At 38.3% G+C, this 18,748-nt stretch carries 20 protein-coding genes and 1 pseudogene; all 21 read left to right on the top strand.

The window, feature by feature from the left end:
- Window positions 1-21: 21 nt before the first annotated feature.
- The 21 genes and pseudogenes from AC1TO9_RS06165 to rpsB all read left to right on the top strand — a co-directional run bounded on the left by AC1TO9_RS06165 (window position 22) and on the right by rpsB (window position 18,670).
- Window positions 22-387, top strand: coding sequence for a response regulator (locus AC1TO9_RS06165; RefSeq protein WP_482053922.1), 366 nt, complete (start codon window positions 22-24; stop codon window positions 385-387).
- Between the two features lie 5 nt (window positions 388-392).
- Window positions 393-932 carry a flagellar biosynthetic protein FliO gene (locus AC1TO9_RS06160; protein WP_482054484.1) on the top strand — a complete coding sequence of 180 codons (540 nt, stop codon included), beginning with the start codon at window positions 393-395 and terminating at the stop codon, window positions 930-932.
- Window positions 929-1,675, top strand: a complete 747-nt coding sequence (gene fliP / locus AC1TO9_RS06155) for a flagellar type III secretion system pore protein FliP (RefSeq protein WP_482058641.1) — start codon at window positions 929-931, stop codon at window positions 1,673-1,675. Before AC1TO9_RS06160 ends, fliP begins: the two co-directional genes overlap by 4 nt.
- A gap of 44 nt (window positions 1,676-1,719) precedes the next feature.
- Window positions 1,720-1,989 (top strand): flagellar biosynthesis protein FliQ, encoded by a 270-nt coding sequence (fliQ, locus tag AC1TO9_RS06150; protein WP_482053920.1) that lies wholly within the window; start codon window positions 1,720-1,722, stop codon window positions 1,987-1,989.
- An 11-nt stretch (window positions 1,990-2,000) separates the two neighbouring features.
- Window positions 2,001-2,789 carry a flagellar biosynthetic protein FliR gene (gene fliR / locus AC1TO9_RS06145; RefSeq protein WP_482053919.1) on the top strand — a complete coding sequence of 263 codons (789 nt, stop codon included), beginning with the start codon at window positions 2,001-2,003 and terminating at the stop codon, window positions 2,787-2,789.
- 5 nt (window positions 2,790-2,794) lie between these two features.
- Window positions 2,795-3,895 (top strand): flagellar biosynthesis protein FlhB, encoded by a 1,101-nt coding sequence (gene flhB, locus AC1TO9_RS06140; RefSeq protein ID WP_482054483.1) that lies wholly within the window; start codon window positions 2,795-2,797, stop codon window positions 3,893-3,895.
- A gap of 28 nt (window positions 3,896-3,923) precedes the next feature.
- Window positions 3,924-5,957, top strand: a complete 2,034-nt coding sequence (gene flhA, locus AC1TO9_RS06135; protein ID WP_482053918.1) for a flagellar biosynthesis protein FlhA — start codon at window positions 3,924-3,926, stop codon at window positions 5,955-5,957.
- A complete protein-coding gene (flhF, locus tag AC1TO9_RS06130; protein WP_482053917.1) occupies window positions 5,954-7,345 on the top strand; it encodes a flagellar biosynthesis GTPase FlhF in 1,392 nt (463 codons plus the stop codon). The genes flhA and flhF overlap by 4 nt, the downstream gene beginning before the upstream one ends.
- Window positions 7,342-8,241 carry a MinD/ParA family protein gene (locus tag AC1TO9_RS06125; protein WP_482058640.1) on the top strand — a complete coding sequence of 300 codons (900 nt, stop codon included), beginning with the start codon at window positions 7,342-7,344 and terminating at the stop codon, window positions 8,239-8,241. Before flhF ends, AC1TO9_RS06125 begins: the two co-directional genes overlap by 4 nt.
- Before the next feature lie 36 nt (window positions 8,242-8,277).
- Complete coding sequence (gene cheB, locus AC1TO9_RS06120; RefSeq protein ID WP_482053915.1) at window positions 8,278-9,549, top strand: chemotaxis-specific protein-glutamate methyltransferase CheB; 1,272 nt, start codon at window positions 8,278-8,280, stop codon at window positions 9,547-9,549.
- Between the two features lie 33 nt (window positions 9,550-9,582).
- A complete protein-coding gene (locus tag AC1TO9_RS06115; protein WP_482058639.1) occupies window positions 9,583-11,655 on the top strand; it encodes a chemotaxis protein CheW in 2,073 nt (690 codons plus the stop codon).
- Window positions 11,656-11,714: 59 nt separating this feature from the next.
- The gene (locus AC1TO9_RS06110) at window positions 11,715-12,176 is read left to right on the top strand and encodes a chemotaxis protein CheW (RefSeq protein ID WP_482058638.1); all 462 of its coding nucleotides are present in this window, start codon (window positions 11,715-11,717) and stop codon (window positions 12,174-12,176) included.
- A gap of 2 nt (window positions 12,177-12,178) precedes the next feature.
- Window positions 12,179-12,905 (top strand): annotated as a pseudogene (locus tag AC1TO9_RS06105) (chemotaxis protein CheC).
- On the top strand, window positions 12,898-13,392 hold the full coding sequence (locus AC1TO9_RS06100; protein ID WP_482053912.1) for a chemotaxis protein CheD: 495 nt from the start codon (window positions 12,898-12,900) through the stop codon (window positions 13,390-13,392). The pseudogene AC1TO9_RS06105 and the gene AC1TO9_RS06100 overlap by 8 nt, the downstream one beginning before the upstream one ends.
- 2 nt (window positions 13,393-13,394) lie before the next feature.
- Window positions 13,395-13,817, top strand: a complete 423-nt coding sequence (locus AC1TO9_RS06095; protein WP_482053911.1) for a hypothetical protein — start codon at window positions 13,395-13,397, stop codon at window positions 13,815-13,817.
- A gap of 14 nt (window positions 13,818-13,831) precedes the next feature.
- A complete protein-coding gene (locus AC1TO9_RS06090; RefSeq protein ID WP_482053910.1) occupies window positions 13,832-14,620 on the top strand; it encodes a FliA/WhiG family RNA polymerase sigma factor in 789 nt (262 codons plus the stop codon).
- A gap of 50 nt (window positions 14,621-14,670) precedes the next feature.
- Window positions 14,671-16,080, top strand: coding sequence for a DUF342 domain-containing protein (locus tag AC1TO9_RS06085; RefSeq protein ID WP_482058637.1), 1,410 nt, complete (start codon window positions 14,671-14,673; stop codon window positions 16,078-16,080).
- 68 nt (window positions 16,081-16,148) lie between these two features.
- Complete coding sequence (locus AC1TO9_RS06080; RefSeq protein WP_482053908.1) at window positions 16,149-16,460, top strand: hypothetical protein; 312 nt, start codon at window positions 16,149-16,151, stop codon at window positions 16,458-16,460.
- Between the two features lie 80 nt (window positions 16,461-16,540).
- Window positions 16,541-17,101 carry a hypothetical protein gene (locus AC1TO9_RS06075; protein WP_482058636.1) on the top strand — a complete coding sequence of 187 codons (561 nt, stop codon included), beginning with the start codon at window positions 16,541-16,543 and terminating at the stop codon, window positions 17,099-17,101.
- Window positions 17,098-17,718, top strand: a complete 621-nt coding sequence (locus tag AC1TO9_RS06070) for a hypothetical protein (RefSeq protein WP_482058635.1) — start codon at window positions 17,098-17,100, stop codon at window positions 17,716-17,718. The genes AC1TO9_RS06075 and AC1TO9_RS06070 overlap by 4 nt, the downstream gene beginning before the upstream one ends.
- 253 nt (window positions 17,719-17,971) lie before the next feature.
- Window positions 17,972-18,670: a 30S ribosomal protein S2 gene (gene rpsB, locus AC1TO9_RS06065; protein WP_482053905.1), complete on the top strand. Its 699-nt coding sequence runs from the start codon at window positions 17,972-17,974 to the stop codon at window positions 18,668-18,670.
- Window positions 18,671-18,748 lie beyond the last annotated feature (78 nt).

The following is an 18,748-nucleotide window of genomic DNA, read 5'->3' as shown; positions in this document are numbered from 1 at the left end:
TATAGGGAGGATTTTTAACAAATGGCAAATCGAATTCTTATCGTGGATGATGCAGCTTTTATGAGAATGATGATCCGTGATATTTTAACGAAGAATGGTTTTGAAGTCGTTGGAGAAGCAGCAGATGGTGCACAAGCTATTGAAAAATTCAAGGAAACACGTCCGGATTTAGTTACTATGGATATAACGATGCCGGAAATGGATGGCATTACGGCTCTTAAAGAAATTAAAATAATAGATCCGACTGCGAAGGTTATTATGTGTTCTGCAATGGGCCAACAAGCTATGGTAATTGATGCTATTCAAGCAGGTGCAAAAGACTTTATTGTTAAACCATTTCAATCAGACCGTGTTGTTGAGGCTATTAATAAAACTTTAGGAATATAGGTTGAATTATGCCTAGTTCAAATGAAATTATTGATAATGTTAATGATGTGAACTATGGTTTGAATCTTCTCTATGTGATTATCGTTTTGGCAGTTATTGTCGTACTTATTGTTTTCTTAATTCGATTCTTGGGGTCTAAGAATAAATCTTGGTTCAGTAATCCAATGATTCGAATTCTTGGTGGAGTAGGTATTGGACCAAATAAAACTCTCCAAATTATCGAGTTAGGAAACAGTGTGTACTTAGTCGGTGTTGGTGAAGATATAAGCCTGATCGATAAAATTTCTGATCCAAATGAAGTTGCAACTATATTAGCGGCACTTGAGGAAGAGGCAGTAGGTAAAAGTAACTTACTGCCTCCATTTTTAAGTAGACTAATTAGTAAAGTGAGAAGGGATGAAACTCCGCAAGAAATGGAACAACAGAATGATCTTTCCTTTCATGAAGTGTTCGATTCTAAGGTTCGTCGGATGTCTAATCGAAAAGAGAAAATGGAAGAACTGCTCCGTGAGGACAATAATACAGATCGGTTGAGGGATCCATGAAAAAAAAAGTCATCTTACTTTGTTTGTTAATGGGGATTGTTAGTCTGTCGTCGGTTTCAGCAGCATTTGCTGATCCTATCAATTTTGATATTCAAATTGGTAATTCAGACGGAGCGCCTAATACAAGTTCTTTATCAATACTCCTTCTTATTACAGTTATCAGTATTGCTCCGGCAATATTGGTGTTAATGACTAGTTTTACTCGAATTATTATCGTTCTTGGTTTTGTTAGGACATCACTTGGAACACAGCAAATGCCACCGAATCAGGTGTTGGTTGGTTTAGCGTTATTCATGACATTATTTGTTATGGCACCAACGTTTACATCAATCAATGAAGTTGCACTCCAACCTTATTTAAAAGCGGAGATTACGCAGACAGAAGCTATAAAAGAAGCTGAAGATCCAATTAAAAAGTTCATGTTCAAATATACTCGTGAAAAAGACTTGTTATTATTTATGAATTATACAAAGATGGAAAAACCGGCTACATACAGTGATATTCCTTTAACAGTATTGGTTCCTGCATTTGCAATTAGTGAGCTGAAATCGGCATTTCAAATGGGATTCTTGATTTTTATTCCATTTTTAATCATTGATATTGTTGTTGCAAGTACATTGATGGCGATGGGGATGATGATGTTACCACCGGTCATGATATCACTCCCGTTTAAGATTCTATTATTTGTTCTAGTAGATGGCTGGTACTTAGTTGTCAAATCGTTATTACTTAGTTTTAACTGATAGAACGATACAGAAGAAGTATATGCAAGTGAGGGAGGTCAGTCATGAACTCGGATTTTATTATAGGGCTGGCTGGACAAGCGATATTTACTGCGCTTAAAGTGAGTGCACCAATGTTGCTTCTGGGATTGGGAGTCGGCTTGATCGTGAGTATATTTCAAGCAACTACACAGATTCAGGAGCAAACGCTTGCCTTTGTTCCAAAGATAGTTGCTATATTGTTAGCGTTATTATTGTTCGGTCCTTGGATTTTAACGACGCTCGTAGACTTTACCTTTAACATATTAGACAATCTGCATAAATATATAGGTTAGGCTGAATGTCAATGGAACTAATTATGCAAGGTTTCCCAGTCTTTTTGCTTATTTTTTGTCGAATTACATCATTTTTTGTAGTAGCTCCAGTGTTTTCATCCAGAGGGGTACCTAATACGTTTAAGATAGGGATAGCATTTTTTGTCAGTCTATTGATCTATCTGACTTATGGCATAAATCAGACTATTGTACAAGACATGACTTATGTTTTACTCATTGTTAGTGAGGTTATGGTAGGATTGCTTCTTGGTTTTGTTGCATATTTGTTAATTACGGTTATACAGACAGCTGGTTCATTCATAGATATACAGATTGGATTCGGGATGGCCAACGTGCTAGATCCGATGACAGGTGTATCCGTACCCATGCTAGGTAATTTCAAATACATGATCGCTATGTTGCTCTTTTTAAGTATGAATGGACATTTGCAACTGATTGATGCCATTACTCAAAGTTATGAGTGGGTGCCCATATCTAATGATTTCTTTACAAAGTTATATAATGGCAGTATTTTAGAATTTTTAATAAGAACATTTAGTCAATCTTTTGTGTTAGCTTTTCAAATGGCGGCCCCATTAGTCGTAGCACTTTTTTTGACAGATGTAGGACTTGGATTTTTGGCAAGATCAGCCCCTCAATTTAATATTTTTGTTATTGGAATACCAGTGAAGATATTTCTTGGATTGGCGATGTTATTGCTGATTGTTCCTAGTTTTTCATATATATTCGGCAGTTTGTTTGAGATCATGTTCGAATCATTGCATAATTTGCTAGGAATTATTGGGAGTCAGCCAAATTGAACAGTATGGAGGAAAGTAAAGTGTCCTTTAGGTATCCTCTAGATTTACAGTTGTTCGCTGGCGAGAAAACAGAAAAAGCAACTCCAAAAAAACGTCAGGATACGCGTAAAAAGGGACAGGTTGCCAAAAGCCCAGAAGTTGCCGGTTCTGTAACACTTTTATCAGCACTTCTCTGCCTTCTTATTTTTGCTGGATATTTCAAAGACAAATTTGTACTTTTGTATACGGATGTATTTATGAATCGCTTATCTACGGATGTTACGATTGATAATGTGATGATGGTTTTTAGAGAATACGGTATACAAATATTGATACTACTCGCTCCGCTATTTTTAACGGTTTTTATAATGGCTTTGGCAGCTAATCTTCTACAGGTCGGTTTTTTGCTATCTGGTGAAGGGCTTAAAGTTCAGTTCAATAAATTGAATCCGCTCAAAGGTCTCAAAAATATATTCTCCATGAAGTCATTAGTTGAATTTGCTAAATCCATATTCAAATTAACGATTATTGGATATCTAGTTTATAGTACTTTATGGGCTAGTAAGGTAGAAATTGCCTCGCTTTCACAAATTAACATCGAGAGTACATTGATGTTTATGTCGAAACTCACTGTGAATTTAGGTGTGAAAGTAGCTATTGCTTTATTCGTACTAGCTTTTCTGGACTATCTCTTTAAACGACATGAACATGAAAAAAGTATAAAAATGTCGAAACAAGATATTAAAGATGAGTACAAGAATATAGAAGGAGATCCATTGATTAAAGGTAAAATTAGAGAACGTCAGCGTAGGATGGCTATGCAACGTATGATGCAAGAAATTCCGAAAGCAGATGTTATTATAACGAATCCGACACACTTTGCTATCGCATTGAAATATGATGCAAGTAAGATGGAGGCTCCAACGATTATTGCCAAAGGTCAAGATTATGTAGCTCTAAGAATTAAAGAAATTGCGAAGGAACAGGGCATCATTACTATGGAAAATAAGCCTCTGGCTCGCGCACTATATCAAAGGGCAGAGATCGGAGATTTCATTCCTGCAGATTTGTTTCAAGCCGTGGCTGAAATATTGGCCTATGTATATAAATTAAAAGGTAAAACCTAATAAATGTGGGATTGGAGGAAAGAGGCCCTTGAAAATTAAAGATATCACTGTCCTAACAGGAGTCATCGGTATTGTACTTATGATGATTCTTCCAATCCCGGCGTGGTTACTTGATATTTTACTCGTTATCAATATTTCACTTGCACTTATGATCTTATTGATCTCTATGAATACTAAGGAAGCGCTAGAGTTTTCCATCTTCCCTTCGATTCTACTGATTACAACGTTATTCCGACTTGCATTGAACGTGTCAACAACCAAGTTGATTCTTACTCATGGTGAGGCGGGTAAAGTTGTTGCTACATTCGGTAGTTGGATCGCAGGTGGACAGATTGCGATTGGATTTATTGTATTCTTAATTTTAGTGGTGGTTCAATTTATTGTTATCACTAAGGGATCTGAGCGTGTTGCTGAAGTTGGTGCTAGGTTTACGCTAGATGCTATGCCAGGAAAGCAAATGAGTATTGATGCGGATTTGAATTCCGGGTTAATTAATGAGCAGCAGGCAAGAGAACGACGCAGTAAGATCGAACGTGAGGCAGATTTCTACGGTTCTATGGACGGAGCCAGTAAATTTGTCAAAGGGGATGCTATTGCCAGTATTATTATTTTGATTATCAACTTAGTAGGCGGATTTATTATTGGAATGACTATTCATGGAATGTCATTCGGTGAATCAATTTCTACATACTCTATTCTAACGATTGGTGATGGACTTGTTAGTCAAATTCCAGCTCTACTAATCTCAACAGCTGCTGGTCTTATTGTAACTCGCGCTTCATCAGATGGAAATCTAGCATCTGATTTAACGGGTCAATTATTCGCATATCCGAAGTTGATCTATATTGTAGGCGGAACGATTGCTATGCTTGGTTTCTTCACCCCTATCGATTGGATTACGACAATGCCTGTCGCGATTTTATTGATATTAGCTGCTAGGAAGATGGAACAGAATGTGACTAAGAAGCAGTTATCTGAAGAACAGATGGAAGAAGAACAACAGATTGAAGAAGTTAGAAGCCCTGAAAGTGTTATCAATCTTCTTCAGGTAGACCCTATCGAATTCGAATTTGGTTACGGTCTTATCCCTTTGGCGGACGCTCAACAAGGAGGAGATTTGCTAGATCGGATCATCATGATTCGTCGACAATGTGCACTTGAACTAGGATTGGTGGTACCTGTTATTCGAATTCGCGACAATATTCAACTAAAACCGAATGAATACATCATAAAAATTAAAGGGAATACCGTGGGTGGTGGTGAATTATTACTTAATCACTACTTAGCTATGAGTCCAGGCTATGATGATGAATCCATTTCTGGAATTGAAACTTTGGAACCTGCATTTGGTCTTCCAGCGTTGTGGATTGATGAAATTACGAAGGAACGTGCTGAGTTAGCAGGGTATACAGTAGTGGACCCCCCTTCTGTAGTAGCAACTCATTTGACAGAGTTAATTAAGAAGCATGCTCACGAATTAATTGGTCGTCAAGAGACACGGACGTTAATCGACAATTTAAGAGAAAGTTATCCTGTACTTGTCGATGAACTTATTCCTTCAGTGTTATCCGTGGGTGATATTCAAAAAGTGTTGGCTAAGTTACTTCGTGAGAAAATATCGGTGCGTGATTTAGTTACGATCTTTGAAACTCTAGCTGATTGTGGAACATACTCTAAAGATCCTGATGTCCTTACAGAGTATGTGAGGCAGTCCCTATCGCGACAAATTACGCAACAGTATTCACAAAGAGGTGAGACATTAAAAGTTATCACTGTCGGACCTACGTTGGAGAAGAAAATTTCAGATAGTGTGCAACAAACAGAGCAAGGGAGTTACCTCGCTTTGGATCCGGTATCTGCACAATCGGTTTATCAGAAAATAAATGAACAAATCAATCGATTGCTGCAATCTGGACAACAGCCTATATTCTTGACTTCGCCAACGATAAGAATGTATTTGCGTCAAGTGATCGATCGGACAATGCAGGATATACCTGTCCTTTCGTATAGTGAATTAGAACCAAATGTAGAAATACAAAGTGTCGGAGTGGTGAATCTATGAGAGTGAAACGTTACATCGTCGATCATATGCCGGAGGCCATGCAACGAATCCGTGTGGATTTAGGAAGTGACGCAGTCATTCTTAGTACAAAAGAATTAAAAGTTGGTGGAATTCTTGGAATGTTTCAGAAAAAGAAGATTGAAGTTATCGCTGCAGTGGAAAAAGAAGCTCAAATGAAGTCAAACCCGAAAATAGGCTCGAATCAGTCCGTTGGAAGAGAGAATATTGATATGAACCCTAAGGGCCTACTCGGTGTAGCTTCTCAAACTGTTGCACCAACATTAAATATTCCAGTGAGAGCAGTTCCAGAGGCATATCAAAGAACCAATGATATTCTAAAATCAGGTATGAAGACTGTTGATGTACAACAGCAAAAGAAAGATATTGATTTACCCAGGAAATATGTTGAGGAAGCAGTGGACAAGTTAGATGTTATGAAGGATACGAATCTGTCATTTCCGGTGCGGAGTCATGAAGAAGAACAAGTAAAGCCAAAGCGTGATTCGGAAGAACATCTTCTTAAGGAAATAAGAGAGATGAAATTATGGATGGCCAAAATATCACGACAATCCATGATAAAAAGAGAACTGCCAGCATCGTTGGAGAAAATACAAAATCGATTGTTGCAGCAGGAAGTTGACGAGCAATTGAGAGAAGAGTGGATGGATGCTGCGGTCGAATATTGGGAAGAAAGCGGACGTTCGCGAAGTGATGTAGAACTAGAGGATTTCATTCGTGCCAAGGCTACATCATTTCTCTCAAATCGATTTGGTGGTGGAATAAGCATAGATACGAAGATTGTTTATGTTGCAGGTCCGACTGGTGTTGGCAAGACTACCACAATTGCCAAGCTTGCGGCAGAGCAACTGTTCCGACATCATCGGAAGGTAGGATTCATTACATCGGATACTTACCGAATATCTGCTGTAGAACAACTTAGAACGTATGCATCGATTTTAAATGTACCGTTAGAGGTAGTCCAATCACCTGCTGACCTCAAACGAGCAATGGAGCGACTTGACTATTGCGATCTCATTCTAATGGACACGGCTGGAAGAAATTATCGGAATGAATTGTTGGTTTCAGAGCTTCAAAGCTTACTTACACATGAGAGTAATAGCGAAACTTACTTAGTATTGAGCCTAACGTCTAAAGCTCAAGATATGAAAAAGATTACAGAGCATTTCAGTGAATATGGTCTTGATAAAGTCATATTTACGAAGTTGGATGAGACAGGCAGTTACGGAGCTATCTTTAATTTGATCTACGACTTTCCAATTCATCTTTCTTATTTGACGAATGGACAGAATGTGCCAGAGGATTTGTTTATACCTAATGATCAAATGCTTTGTAACCTTTTGTTGGATGAGGGAGAAGAGGAGCTATGAATGACCAAGCTGACTCTTTAAGGAAACTTATTTCATTACGAGAGAAGGCGCGATCCCAAGGGAGAGTGTTGAATGCCGATGTATCAACAGCAAAGTTTATTACTGTTACTAGTGGTAAGGGAGGCGTAGGGAAGTCTAATTTCACATTAAACTTTGCACTTACATTACTTTCATTGGGAAAAAGGGTATTAATTTTCGATGCGGATATAGGCATGGCAAACATCGATGTGTTGATGGGGACTTCTACTAAATATAACTTACATCATCTGATCCAACGTAAAAAAAGTATTCATGAGATTGTCGCAAAAGGACCTAAGGAATTGTGTTATATCTCAGGTGGTTCTGGCATGTCGGATCTCGTATCATTATCTGAACATGATATTCATTACTTTACAACTCAGATTGAACAAGTAGCGAATCAGATGGACTATATTATTTTTGATACTGGTGCAGGTCTATCTAAAGCTAATATACAATTTATTAGGGCTGCTGATGAATGTATTGTTGTGACTACGCCTGAGCCTACATCGATTACAGATGCCTATGCACTGATTAAAGTTGTTCATGGTATTGACTCAAGTGTCCCTTATCAGGTGGTTATTAACCGAGTGGACGATGAAATAGAGGCAACATTTACAGCTAATAAAATCAGATTAGCAGCAAAAAGGTTTCTGGATATCGAGATCCCGATGCTTGGGTATATAAGGGATGATTCACATGTTGTTCAAGCGGTCAAGAAACAAATCCCTTATTCTCTAGCATTTCCTAATAGTGTTGCTTCAAAAGATATTCAACGTCTTACAAAGCTTTATACCAGCACTTCTTCTGCTTCAGAAGTAGAAACTTTGACGGGAATCAAAGGATTTATGCATAAGTGGCTACAACGAACAAAATGATTTTCCTGTATTTACGGAGTGGGAGGTATGGATATAATGCAATATAAGGTCGTTGTTGTGGATGATTCTCCTTTTATGCGAAAGATTATATCTGATCTTATTGAAAGAGATTCATTATTTAAAGTTGTGGGTACCGCCACTAATGGCTTGGAGGCTTTAACGTTAGTGACGAATCTAAAACCAGATATTGTCACGATGGATGTGGAAATGCCTGAAATGAATGGTTTAGAAGCATTGAAAATCATTACTAAGGATAATCCGATCCCGGTTATTATGCTCTCAGGCATTAACGAGAATGGGTTAAGAGAGACGATACTAGCGTTAGAGTCAGGAGCATTTGACTTTATTCGAAAGCCATCTACAGTTGCCTCTAATGATATTGTTCAAGTTGGGGAAGTTCTTCTTGATAAAATGAAGGCAGCTATGGAGACTATAGAAAGAAGAGTTGCTAGGAAGACAGAAGAACTTGTGAAATCTGAGAAAAAGGTAGAGCTAAAAAAGAAACTAGAACCAGTAAAAAAGGTGAATTTGCTACCTAGGAATATAGTATCTCGCAAGAAAGAAGTTTTGCCGAAAACGAATATGAACGCTAATCAAGCAACACGTAATGGTATACTAGATAGTAAGATCACAGATGATAAATTGGCTAATTCAACCAAGGCGAAGAAGCCAACTGTGAAGAAACCTATGCCTACTAAACCAATGTTGGAAGTTGAGAGTGATACAAGTAAATTCCAACATGTAGTCGCTATTGGCTGTTCAACTGGTGGACCTAGAGCATTAAAGGCAGTATTGGAGCAAATGCCTGGAGATTTTCCAGCACCCGTAGTGATCGTACAACATATGCCACCCAAATTCACGAAATCACTTGCACAAAGGCTGAATACTTTCAGTGCTCTTGAAATAGTGGAAGGGGAGCATGGTATGGTTCTAAATAGAGGGTATGCGTATATTGCACCTGGTGGTTACCAAATGAAGATTGAGCGATCGTCGGTTGGCCATTATGAAATATGTTTAACTGAGGAAGAGCCATGTAATGGACATCGGCCTTCTGTAGAAGTGCTTTTTGACTCACTACTTCCATTTACAATGCTGAAACGCCATGTGATTCTATTGACGGGTATGGGAAGTGATGGTGCACAAGCAATGAAAAGATTGTATGAATCAGGTGTAAGGAATACCTATGCTGAAAGTGAAGAAACTTCTGTTGTTTACGGTATGCCAAGGTCTGCAGTGGAACTGAGTTGTGTCAAACATATTTTACCGCTTCAGGAAATTCCACTTAAGCTTATTCAAACACTGAAATAAAGGAAAGTGAACTCATAAGGGAGGTGCATCTCAATGGACATGAATCAATATTTATCAATGTTTATTGATGAGTCGAATGATCATTTACAATCGTTAAATGAAAAGATGCTTGAATTGGAAACTAGTCCAAATGATTTGAGTATTGTTCAAGTTATTTTTAGATCGGCACATACACTTAAAGGAATGGCAGCAACAATGGGCTATGAGGACCTAGCCTCACTTACACATCAGATGGAAAATGTTCTCGATTTAGTTCGTAATGAAAAGCTTGCAATGAAAGATTTTATATTTGATACCCTTTTCAAAAGTTTGGATGCCCTTGAATCTATGGTCGAGGATATTACCAATGGGGGAACCGGGAAATCTGATGTATCTGCCATAGTAATTTCATTACAGGCTATTGTACGTGGAGAGACGCTAGCCCAATCGAATGTGGAGGTAGTTGGATCAACATCCAATATAGTTCAATCCGTTCACTTGGACGAGTATCAATACTCTGTTTTGGATCAATCGATTGCAGAAGGTCATCGAGTACTTTATTTGGAAGTGTTCATTCGTGAAGATTGCCAATTGAAAGCTGTACGGGCCTATATGGCATTTGATTTATTGGAGGGGCATGGTGAAGTGATTAAATCACAGCCTTCCGTACAAGATATTGAACAAGAGAAATTTGATTGCAGCTTTTCACTTTATTACATAACACAAAAAAGCGCAGAAGAAATAGAACGAATGATATTGAACCTATCGGAGATTGATAGGGTCAGCGTTGTTGCACTGGATCAAGAGTCTTTGAAATTAATGGGAGATGTCAATCATTCAGCTAGAGAGACTGCGGTAACTGTTGAACTCGAAGAGACTTCTGTTATTGAAGAAACGGCAATTCAATCTACGCAGACATTGGTAGAATCCACCAGAACTGTCGCTAAAGAGGTTAATAAACCAAGTAACAATACTCCGTCACGAACCATCCGTGTTGATATTGAGCGTCTTGATGTTCTTATGAATTTATTTAGTGAGTTACTGATTGACCGTGTCCGGTTGGAGCAATTGGCCAGTGAAGCACAAAATCATGACTTAACAGAAACAGTTGAGCATCTTAGCCGCGTGAGTTCTGACCTTCAGAGTATTGTATTGAAGCTTAGAATGGTACCCGTGGATACTGTGTTTAATCGCTTTCCACGGATGGTGCGTGATTTAGCTAAATCATTGGATAAGAAGATTGATTTAGTGATAACAGGGGCTGATACGGAGCTAGATCGGACCGTTATTGATGAAATTGGGGATCCTCTTGTGCATTTGCTGCGAAATGCGGTTGATCATGGTATTGAACCTATTTCCGATCGACTCGCCGTTGGCAAGTCGGAGACTGGAACAGTAAATTTACGAGCGTTTCATAGTGGGAATCATGTATTTATTGAGATCCAAGAGGATGGACGAGGCATTAATCGTGAGAATGTTCTCAAATCGGCTATTAAGAAAGGTGTTGTAACGGCAGAACAAGGAGCGGCGATGGCCGATGAAGAAGTTTATCAGCTTTTATTTGCTCCTGGATTTAGTACAGCTGAGGTCATTTCTGATGTTTCAGGGCGTGGCGTTGGTCTGGATGTTGTGAAGTCCAAAATTACTGCCCTCGGTGGGAATGTCACCATTCATTCAATTCCGGGAAAAGGAACCAACTTTTCAGTTCAATTACCGTTAACGTTATCTATCATTTCTGCAATGCTTGTTCAATTAGGATCAGAAAAATATGCTATTCCTCTTACATCTATTGTAGAGACAGGCATCATTAAAAAGAATCAAATTCGAACAGTTCATGGAAATAAGATGATAGAGTTTCGTGGTAGTCATATTCCATTGATATCCCTATCTAAATTATTTGATATAGCTGATTTCGACGAGAGTGAAGAAGATGAGACTGAAATTATCGTTATTCGAAAAGGGGACCGGTTGGCTGCTCTAACAATTGAAGAATTTATAGGGCAAAATGAGATTGTCTTAAAAAGTCTAGGTAAATACCTACCACAGATTAAAGGTGTTTCAGGTGCAACTATTCTTGGAGATGGACAAGTTGCTTTAATTATAGATCCAAACGCATTCATTAAATAATGAATATGCCGCAAACACACTCGATATAGTGAATAGAAATTTAATAGGAGGTTATTGAAATGGGAGAAGATATTAAAGTCATTGTATTTAAATTAGGAAGCGAAGAGTATGGCATCGAAGTAGAAAAGGTTCAGACGATTGAGCGCATGCTACCTATTACACGTGTTCCAAAAACATTCCATTTTGTAAAAGGTGTTATTAATTTACGTGGTGTTATTATTCCTATTATTGACTTACGTGGTCGATTTAGCCTTCCAATTATTGAATATACTGAAAATACACGTATTATTATTGTAGATGTAAATGATATGGAAGTAGGATTTATTGTCGATTCAGCAAATGATGTTATCGATCTGAATACAGATCAAATTGCAAATCCACCTGAAGTTGTAGGGGGGATTAAAGCTAAATATTTGCAAGGTGTTGCAAAAATCAATGATGAGCGTCTTTTGATTATGCTTAACCTTTCTGAAGTGTTGAATAAAAGTGAAATTATTCAATTGGAAAGTATAGAGGAATAGAGATGGAGGTCTTTAAGCATTTTAAAGAATTTAAAATGGATGTCCTTAAAGAAATAGGAAATATTGGTGCGGGGAATGCGGCTACCGCACTTTCCTGCTTGCTCAATAAGCCGATTGATATGGCAGTTCCTAAAGTTGAAATTCTGAGATTTGAAGAGGTATCAGATGTAGTTGGAGGAGCAGAGCAAGTCGTTGTGGCAATATACTTCAGGGTTGAAGGTGATGTGCNCTAAAGTTGAAATTCTGAGATTTGAAGAGGTATCAGATGTAGTTGGAGGAGCAGAGCAAGTCGTTGTGGCAATATACTTCAGGGTTGAAGGTGATGTGCCCGGAAATTTATTCTTCATCTTAACTGTTGAGTCAGCGAAAAGTCTGTTGAGACGTCTAGCAGGAATTGATGTGACTGAAGATGACTACTTCAATGAAATGGAACTATCTGCACTAAATGAGATTGGCAATATATTGTCGGGTTCATATCTTTCTTCCCTTGCTGATTTCACGAAACTATCGATGTATCCGACAGTTCCTTCGTTAGCGATTGATATGGCGGGAGCCATATTGAGTTATGGACTTCTGCAACACGGTGAAATGGGAGATGATGCGCTTCTAATTGACACAAAGTTTGTGGAGTGTAATGAAGAGGTTGATGGTCAGTTCTTTCTTATACCCGACCCAGAATCTTTTATAAAAATATTCAAATCATTAGGAGTGCCTCTCGGAAATGATTGATCAAAAAGTTGTGAAGGTGTCTATGGCTGATTTAAAGGTCATTCAACAAACTGGACTTATCCGTACTTCCGGTTTAGGTTCTTGTGTAGGGCTTACAATGTATGATTCAGTGCTTCGTTTTGCAGGAATGGCACATGTTATGTTACCTGACTCTTCCATTGCGCGAGATGGCGAATTGAATGTTGCTAAATATGCAGATACGGCTTTACCTAGGTTATTAGATGAATTACTTAAACTAGGCTCGAAAAAATCGAATCTTGTTGCAAAGATGGCTGGTGGTTCACAAATGTTTGCTTTTGGTGGAAATAACGACACAATGAGAATTGGACCAAGAAATACAGAATCGTGCAAAGCTAAATTGAAAGAACTGGGCATTCCACTTATTGGACAGGACACTGGCGGAAACTTTGGTAGAACCATTGAACTTGATTGTAGTACAGGAATATTATACATCCGTAGTGTACAAATGGGTGCAAAGGAATTGTAGCGATGATAGAGAAAATACGGTTTAATTTATTACTTGGTGTGTTGGGGTTTATAATTACCTTTCTATTTTCTTTTATAAATAATCTTTTTTTGACAAGTGTTATAAGAGCTTTGGGTGCTTTTGCGATATGGTTTGTGTTAGCGATTGTGTTTAGATGGGTACTAAGTGTAATGACTTCACAACCTGATGATGAGTCGTGGGGAGAGAAAGAAGCAGATTCAGAATTAGTGAGTGATCAACGGGGAGCTCGATTTGATTTAACTTTAGCGAATGATACTGAAGAATTAAATGATCTGTTACAACCGAATCCTGAATTATCTAATGAGAGCGACCTTGGATTTACACCGCTGAATCCACCGAAATTTGTTTCTGCGCAAGATCCTGAACAATTGGCTAAGGCGGTTCGTCACCTGACAGAAAAATAAGGGGGTGAGATCACTTGAATGAGCAGAAAGTTTCTAAATTGAATCATCTAGAACTATGGGAATTGTGGAAAGAGTATGGTAATATTGAAGCTAAAAAGAAGCTTGTTGAAAATTATTTGCATATTGTAGATTATGTTTCAAGTCGTGTGGCTATTGGTCTTCCTAAAAATATTTCTAAAGACGATTTGGTTAGTAATGGAGTAATGGGTTTGATTGATGCTATCGATAAATTTGATTATAAACGGGGTTTTCAATTTGAAACCTACGGCTCATGGCGTGTCCGTGGAGCGATTCTGGATTCGTTACGCCAGGGTGATTGGGTACCACGTTCCGTCCGGGAAAAAGCTAAGAAGATTGAAGAAGCTTTTCAACATTTGGAACAAAGTCATCTTCGTTCTGTAAATGATTCGGAGATGAGCGAATACTTAGGAATAACTGAAAAAGAATATCATAATATGTTGCAGGAAGTAGCAGTTATGACATTGTGTTCACTAGAAGATCCAATTCGAGAGGAAGAATCGGAGACTCGTTTAAGCATGTTGATTGATGAGAATGCGGAGAACCCCGAGCATAAGGTTAATGAATTTTATTTGAAGGAAGCATTAGTAAAAGGGATTGAAAAACTTACTGAAAAGGAACGTACAGTGGTATCACTTCTATATTTTGATGATCTATCACTTAGTGAAATCGCCGAAGTGATGTCTCTTTCGCCTTCCCGAATCTCGCAACTTCACTCTAAAGCAATACTTAGACTGAGAGGGACATTGGAGAAGAATAGAGAATTATTAATGGGTAGTCGCTAAAGAGCTTTTGTTAATCGCAATAGATTAATGCATTTAAGGAGGGGTCAAGATTGACGGATCGTATTTCGCTTGGATCGTATTTAACTGTATCTATTTCTGACGATAAAACTATTGCATACCTTCAGTTCTCAAAACAAGATGAAAAATTCAAATGCACAATAGAAGAACTTGAACAGTTCATTCAACATCAGCGTGTTAAGTACGGCATTGACCGTAATATACTCCAACAAATTGTAGATCTCCCTGAGCGATTTGCTATAGTTAGAACACCTGTTGCTTATGGCGAGAAACCAATTGACGGGATCGATGGTCAAATTGAGGTTCTACTAAAAGTATCTGATGAAAGAGATCTTAAAGATCCGGAAAAAGATCAAGGGAAAGTGGATCATAAGGAAGTACACAATCTCAACAACGTACGTAAAGGTCAGATTATTGCGAAACGAACAGCTCCTGACCTTGGTAAGAATGGAACTTCAGTTACGGGTGAAGTCATTGCATTCAAACCAGGTAAAGATATTAAATTTAAAACAGGCAAAAATGTCATTGTGAATGGAGATCAAACGGCACTTTATGCTGCTCTTGATGGAATGATTACTATTACTGAGAAGATAAAAATTAATGTGTTCCCTATATATGAAGTGAATGGGGATGTGGATTATGGTATTGGGAATATTGATTTTGTTGGGAGCGTTATCATTCGTGGTAATGTATTAAGTGGGTTTAGAGTTAAAGCGTTAGGAGATATTCGTGTCATCGGTGGCGTTGAGGGTGCGGAGCTTGATGCTGAAGGGTCCATTGAAATCTCGAGTGGGATCATTGGTTACAACAAGGGATATGTAAAGGCTGGACACAATGTGAAAAGTTCCTTTATTCAGGAAGGTCATGTTACTGCAGGAGAAGATGTAATTGTTTCTCAAAGTATTATGCATTCTAATATAAGAGCTGGGAAAAATGTGATCTGTAATGGAACCAAAGGTCTAATAGTAGGTGGAAGTATTCAAGCAGGTGAGAGAGTTATTGCTCGGACTGTAGGAAATTCAATGTCTACTGTTACTAATATTGAAGTAGGCGTCGTACCTGCGTTAAGAAATGAACTTGCAGATCTACGAAATCAACTCAAATTACAAATGGATCAATCAGAAAAAACGGAGAAGGCATTGAATCTGTTGAATTTGCTGGCGTCTCAAGGACAATTAGCACCTGATAAAGTAGGTATGCGTATTAAGCTGAATGTAACCCAGAAGTCTCAGATCATTGTACTAGCTCAAACAAAAGAACGGATTCTGGAGATTGAAAAGTCTCTTGAAGATACGAATAAAGCTCGAGTGGATATTATTAGAACGATTTATGGTGGCTCAAAAATTGTCATTGGAAGATATACTCGATTCGTCAAGGATACCTCTGAACGAGTCTCCTTTTATTATTCTGATGGAGATATTTCAATGATTCCATACATATAGTGGACTTTCAGTGGAAATGAAGAAGTTGTTGTATTCCATTACTATAGAATGAGGTGGATATCGTGAGTATGAAATCGGTAGAATTGCAAATTGCTGTGCCGAGGACCCATGAAGCAGGGAAAGTACAAAACGAGATGCAACAGAGATCTGCCCAAGAACAATCCTTTTTGACAAATCAACAAATTAAAGAAAGTCGTGCAATGCAACAACGCAGCAATAGCGTTGATGAAACGGAGAATTCCATTATACGTGATGGAGGGAAACAGAAACAATCATCAGCTAATAATGAGCACTCCCAATCGGATCAACAAGAACTGCAATCTGAACAGCATCTAGCTGAGCATCCATACAAGGGGCATCATATTGATCTGTCTCTTTAAAAAATGCCGGATTGAATAGATTATTAGTGCGTGTTCAAAAGATGACTTTTTGAACGACCTCATTAAGGAGACTAGACGCTTTGGAACCATGGATTATTATTATTATGTTAGGGGTTGCGGCATTGATTTATGCATTAATGCTTCCCAGAAAAAAGGTAGACAAGCCATCTTCGGATTTAATGATCAAAGAAGTAGAATCGACTTTAGAGCAGTATATGGCGGATATCGAAGCAGAAAACGACACATTGGTTGAACTTGTTAGTCAAATGAAAAAAGAAATAACGACTAGGCAGACGGTGTTGGAAGAAAGTCTAAGTGAGACGCAACAGAGATTATTATATGTAGAACAACAGTCAACGGAATATGAAATACGTCTGACAGAGTTCGAGCAAGAAAAGACTCTTCGTACGACTACTCTAACTGAAACGCAAAGCATGTCTTCGGATGCCGCCGAGGTGTCTGAAATAGCACAATCTGTTGAAATGTCTGAACCAGTGAATTCTATCAAACAACGTTATTCTGAAGTGTTCGAATTACATGAGCAAGGGAAATCGATTGATGTCATTGGTAAGTTGATAGGAATACAACGCGGCGAGGTTCAACTTATTCTACAACTGGCGAAACAGGAGGGGACACGATGATGAGGAGTCGTTCATTCATGAGCGGGTTAGGCGTTGGCCTTATCATTGGTGCAGCTTTACTTCAGTTGATGATCGTTGGTGAGAAGCAAGCCACATTAATAAAAACACAATCTGACGCAATATTAACTAGAGAACAATTAGAAGAGATGGCGGAATCGTTAGATTTAAAGGTTGTTGAATCATCTGAACAATTACTGACAGATGAAGAATGGAAGCAACGAAAGCTTGAAGAAAGCACTAATCTACAAGGGAATGGTATTGAGTTACCGAATCAGAGTGAACCAGCGGTTACCCCTGTTGAACCTTCAACACCAGTAGAACCCAAGGGAACGAGTAATGAGCATTCGACTACTTCCGATATGCAATCACCTAAGGAACCGCTCGTAGAACCTGCGAAGGCGGTAACCGTTAATTATAAGATTGTAAACGGAGAAAATCTGACAGATGTGGCGGTGGGCCTAGAAAAGGTAGGCGTAATATCGAATAGGAACCAGTTTATTAAAGAGGCTTCGAAACAAAAAATAAATACTAAGATTCGAGTAGGGAATTATACTTTCACTAAAGGGGAAAGCTATGATTCTATTATATCTAAAATTCGAATAGAAACGTCTCGCTAATGGTTATAAAGTAGCGGGCGTTTTTTTGAAAATATTAGAAAATATCAGTTTCATTTGATGCTCTATTGCTTATAAATAACCTTAATGGATATACTATTGCAACGTTATAAAAATTATGGTATATTAGTTGACGGTGTTAAAAACACACGCCAAGTGATTCCTATGAGGGTGCTTTCTTATTTGAATAGAAAGTCTTAAAGGGAAATGATCGTTGGCGGAGGACAAAAAAACCAATAATAGGAGGTGCGTGAAGATGGGAGTAATATCCATGAAGCAACTTTTGGAAGCAGGCGTACATTTTGGTCACCAAACTCGCCGCTGGAACCCAAAGATGGATCGTTATATCTTCACAGAAAGAAACGGAATTTACATTATTGACTTGCAAAAGACAGTTAAAAAGGTGGAAGAAGCTTATAACTTCGTTAAAAGCATTGGCGATGAGAATGGAACCATTCTATTCGTAGGAACGAAGAAACAAGCACAAGATTCCGTGAAAGAAGAAGCTGAACGTTGTGGAATGTACTACATTAATCAACGTTGGTTGGGCGGAACTCTTACAAACTTCGAAACGATTCAAAAACGTATTAATCGTTTGAAGGAACTTGAGAAATGGGAAGAAGACGGAACATTTGATGTTCTACCTAAGAAAGAAGTTATCCTTCTCCGTAAAGAGAAAGATCGTCTTGATAAATTCCTAGGCGGTATCAAGAATATGAAAGGCCTTCCTAGTGCCCTATTCATTATTGATCCTCGCAAAGAACGTATTGCGGTTGCAGAAGCTCGTAAATTGGGTATTCCAATCGTAGGTATCGTAGATACTAACTGTGATCCAGACGAAATTGATTATGTCATTCCTGGTAATGACGACGCTATTCGTGCTGTTAAACTCTTGACTGGTAAAATGGCTGATGCCATTGTAGAAGCTCATCAAGGCGAAGAAACAACAGCCTAATATCGATTAGGTAATTCATATAAAATGAATTAAAATGAAAAGGGTGGTTGGTAGGTGGATAACCTCTCACTACCCTTT

Source organism: Paenibacillus sp. Y916 (assembly GCF_056786435.1).
This window is presented reverse-complemented; position numbering and strand designations above follow the sequence as displayed.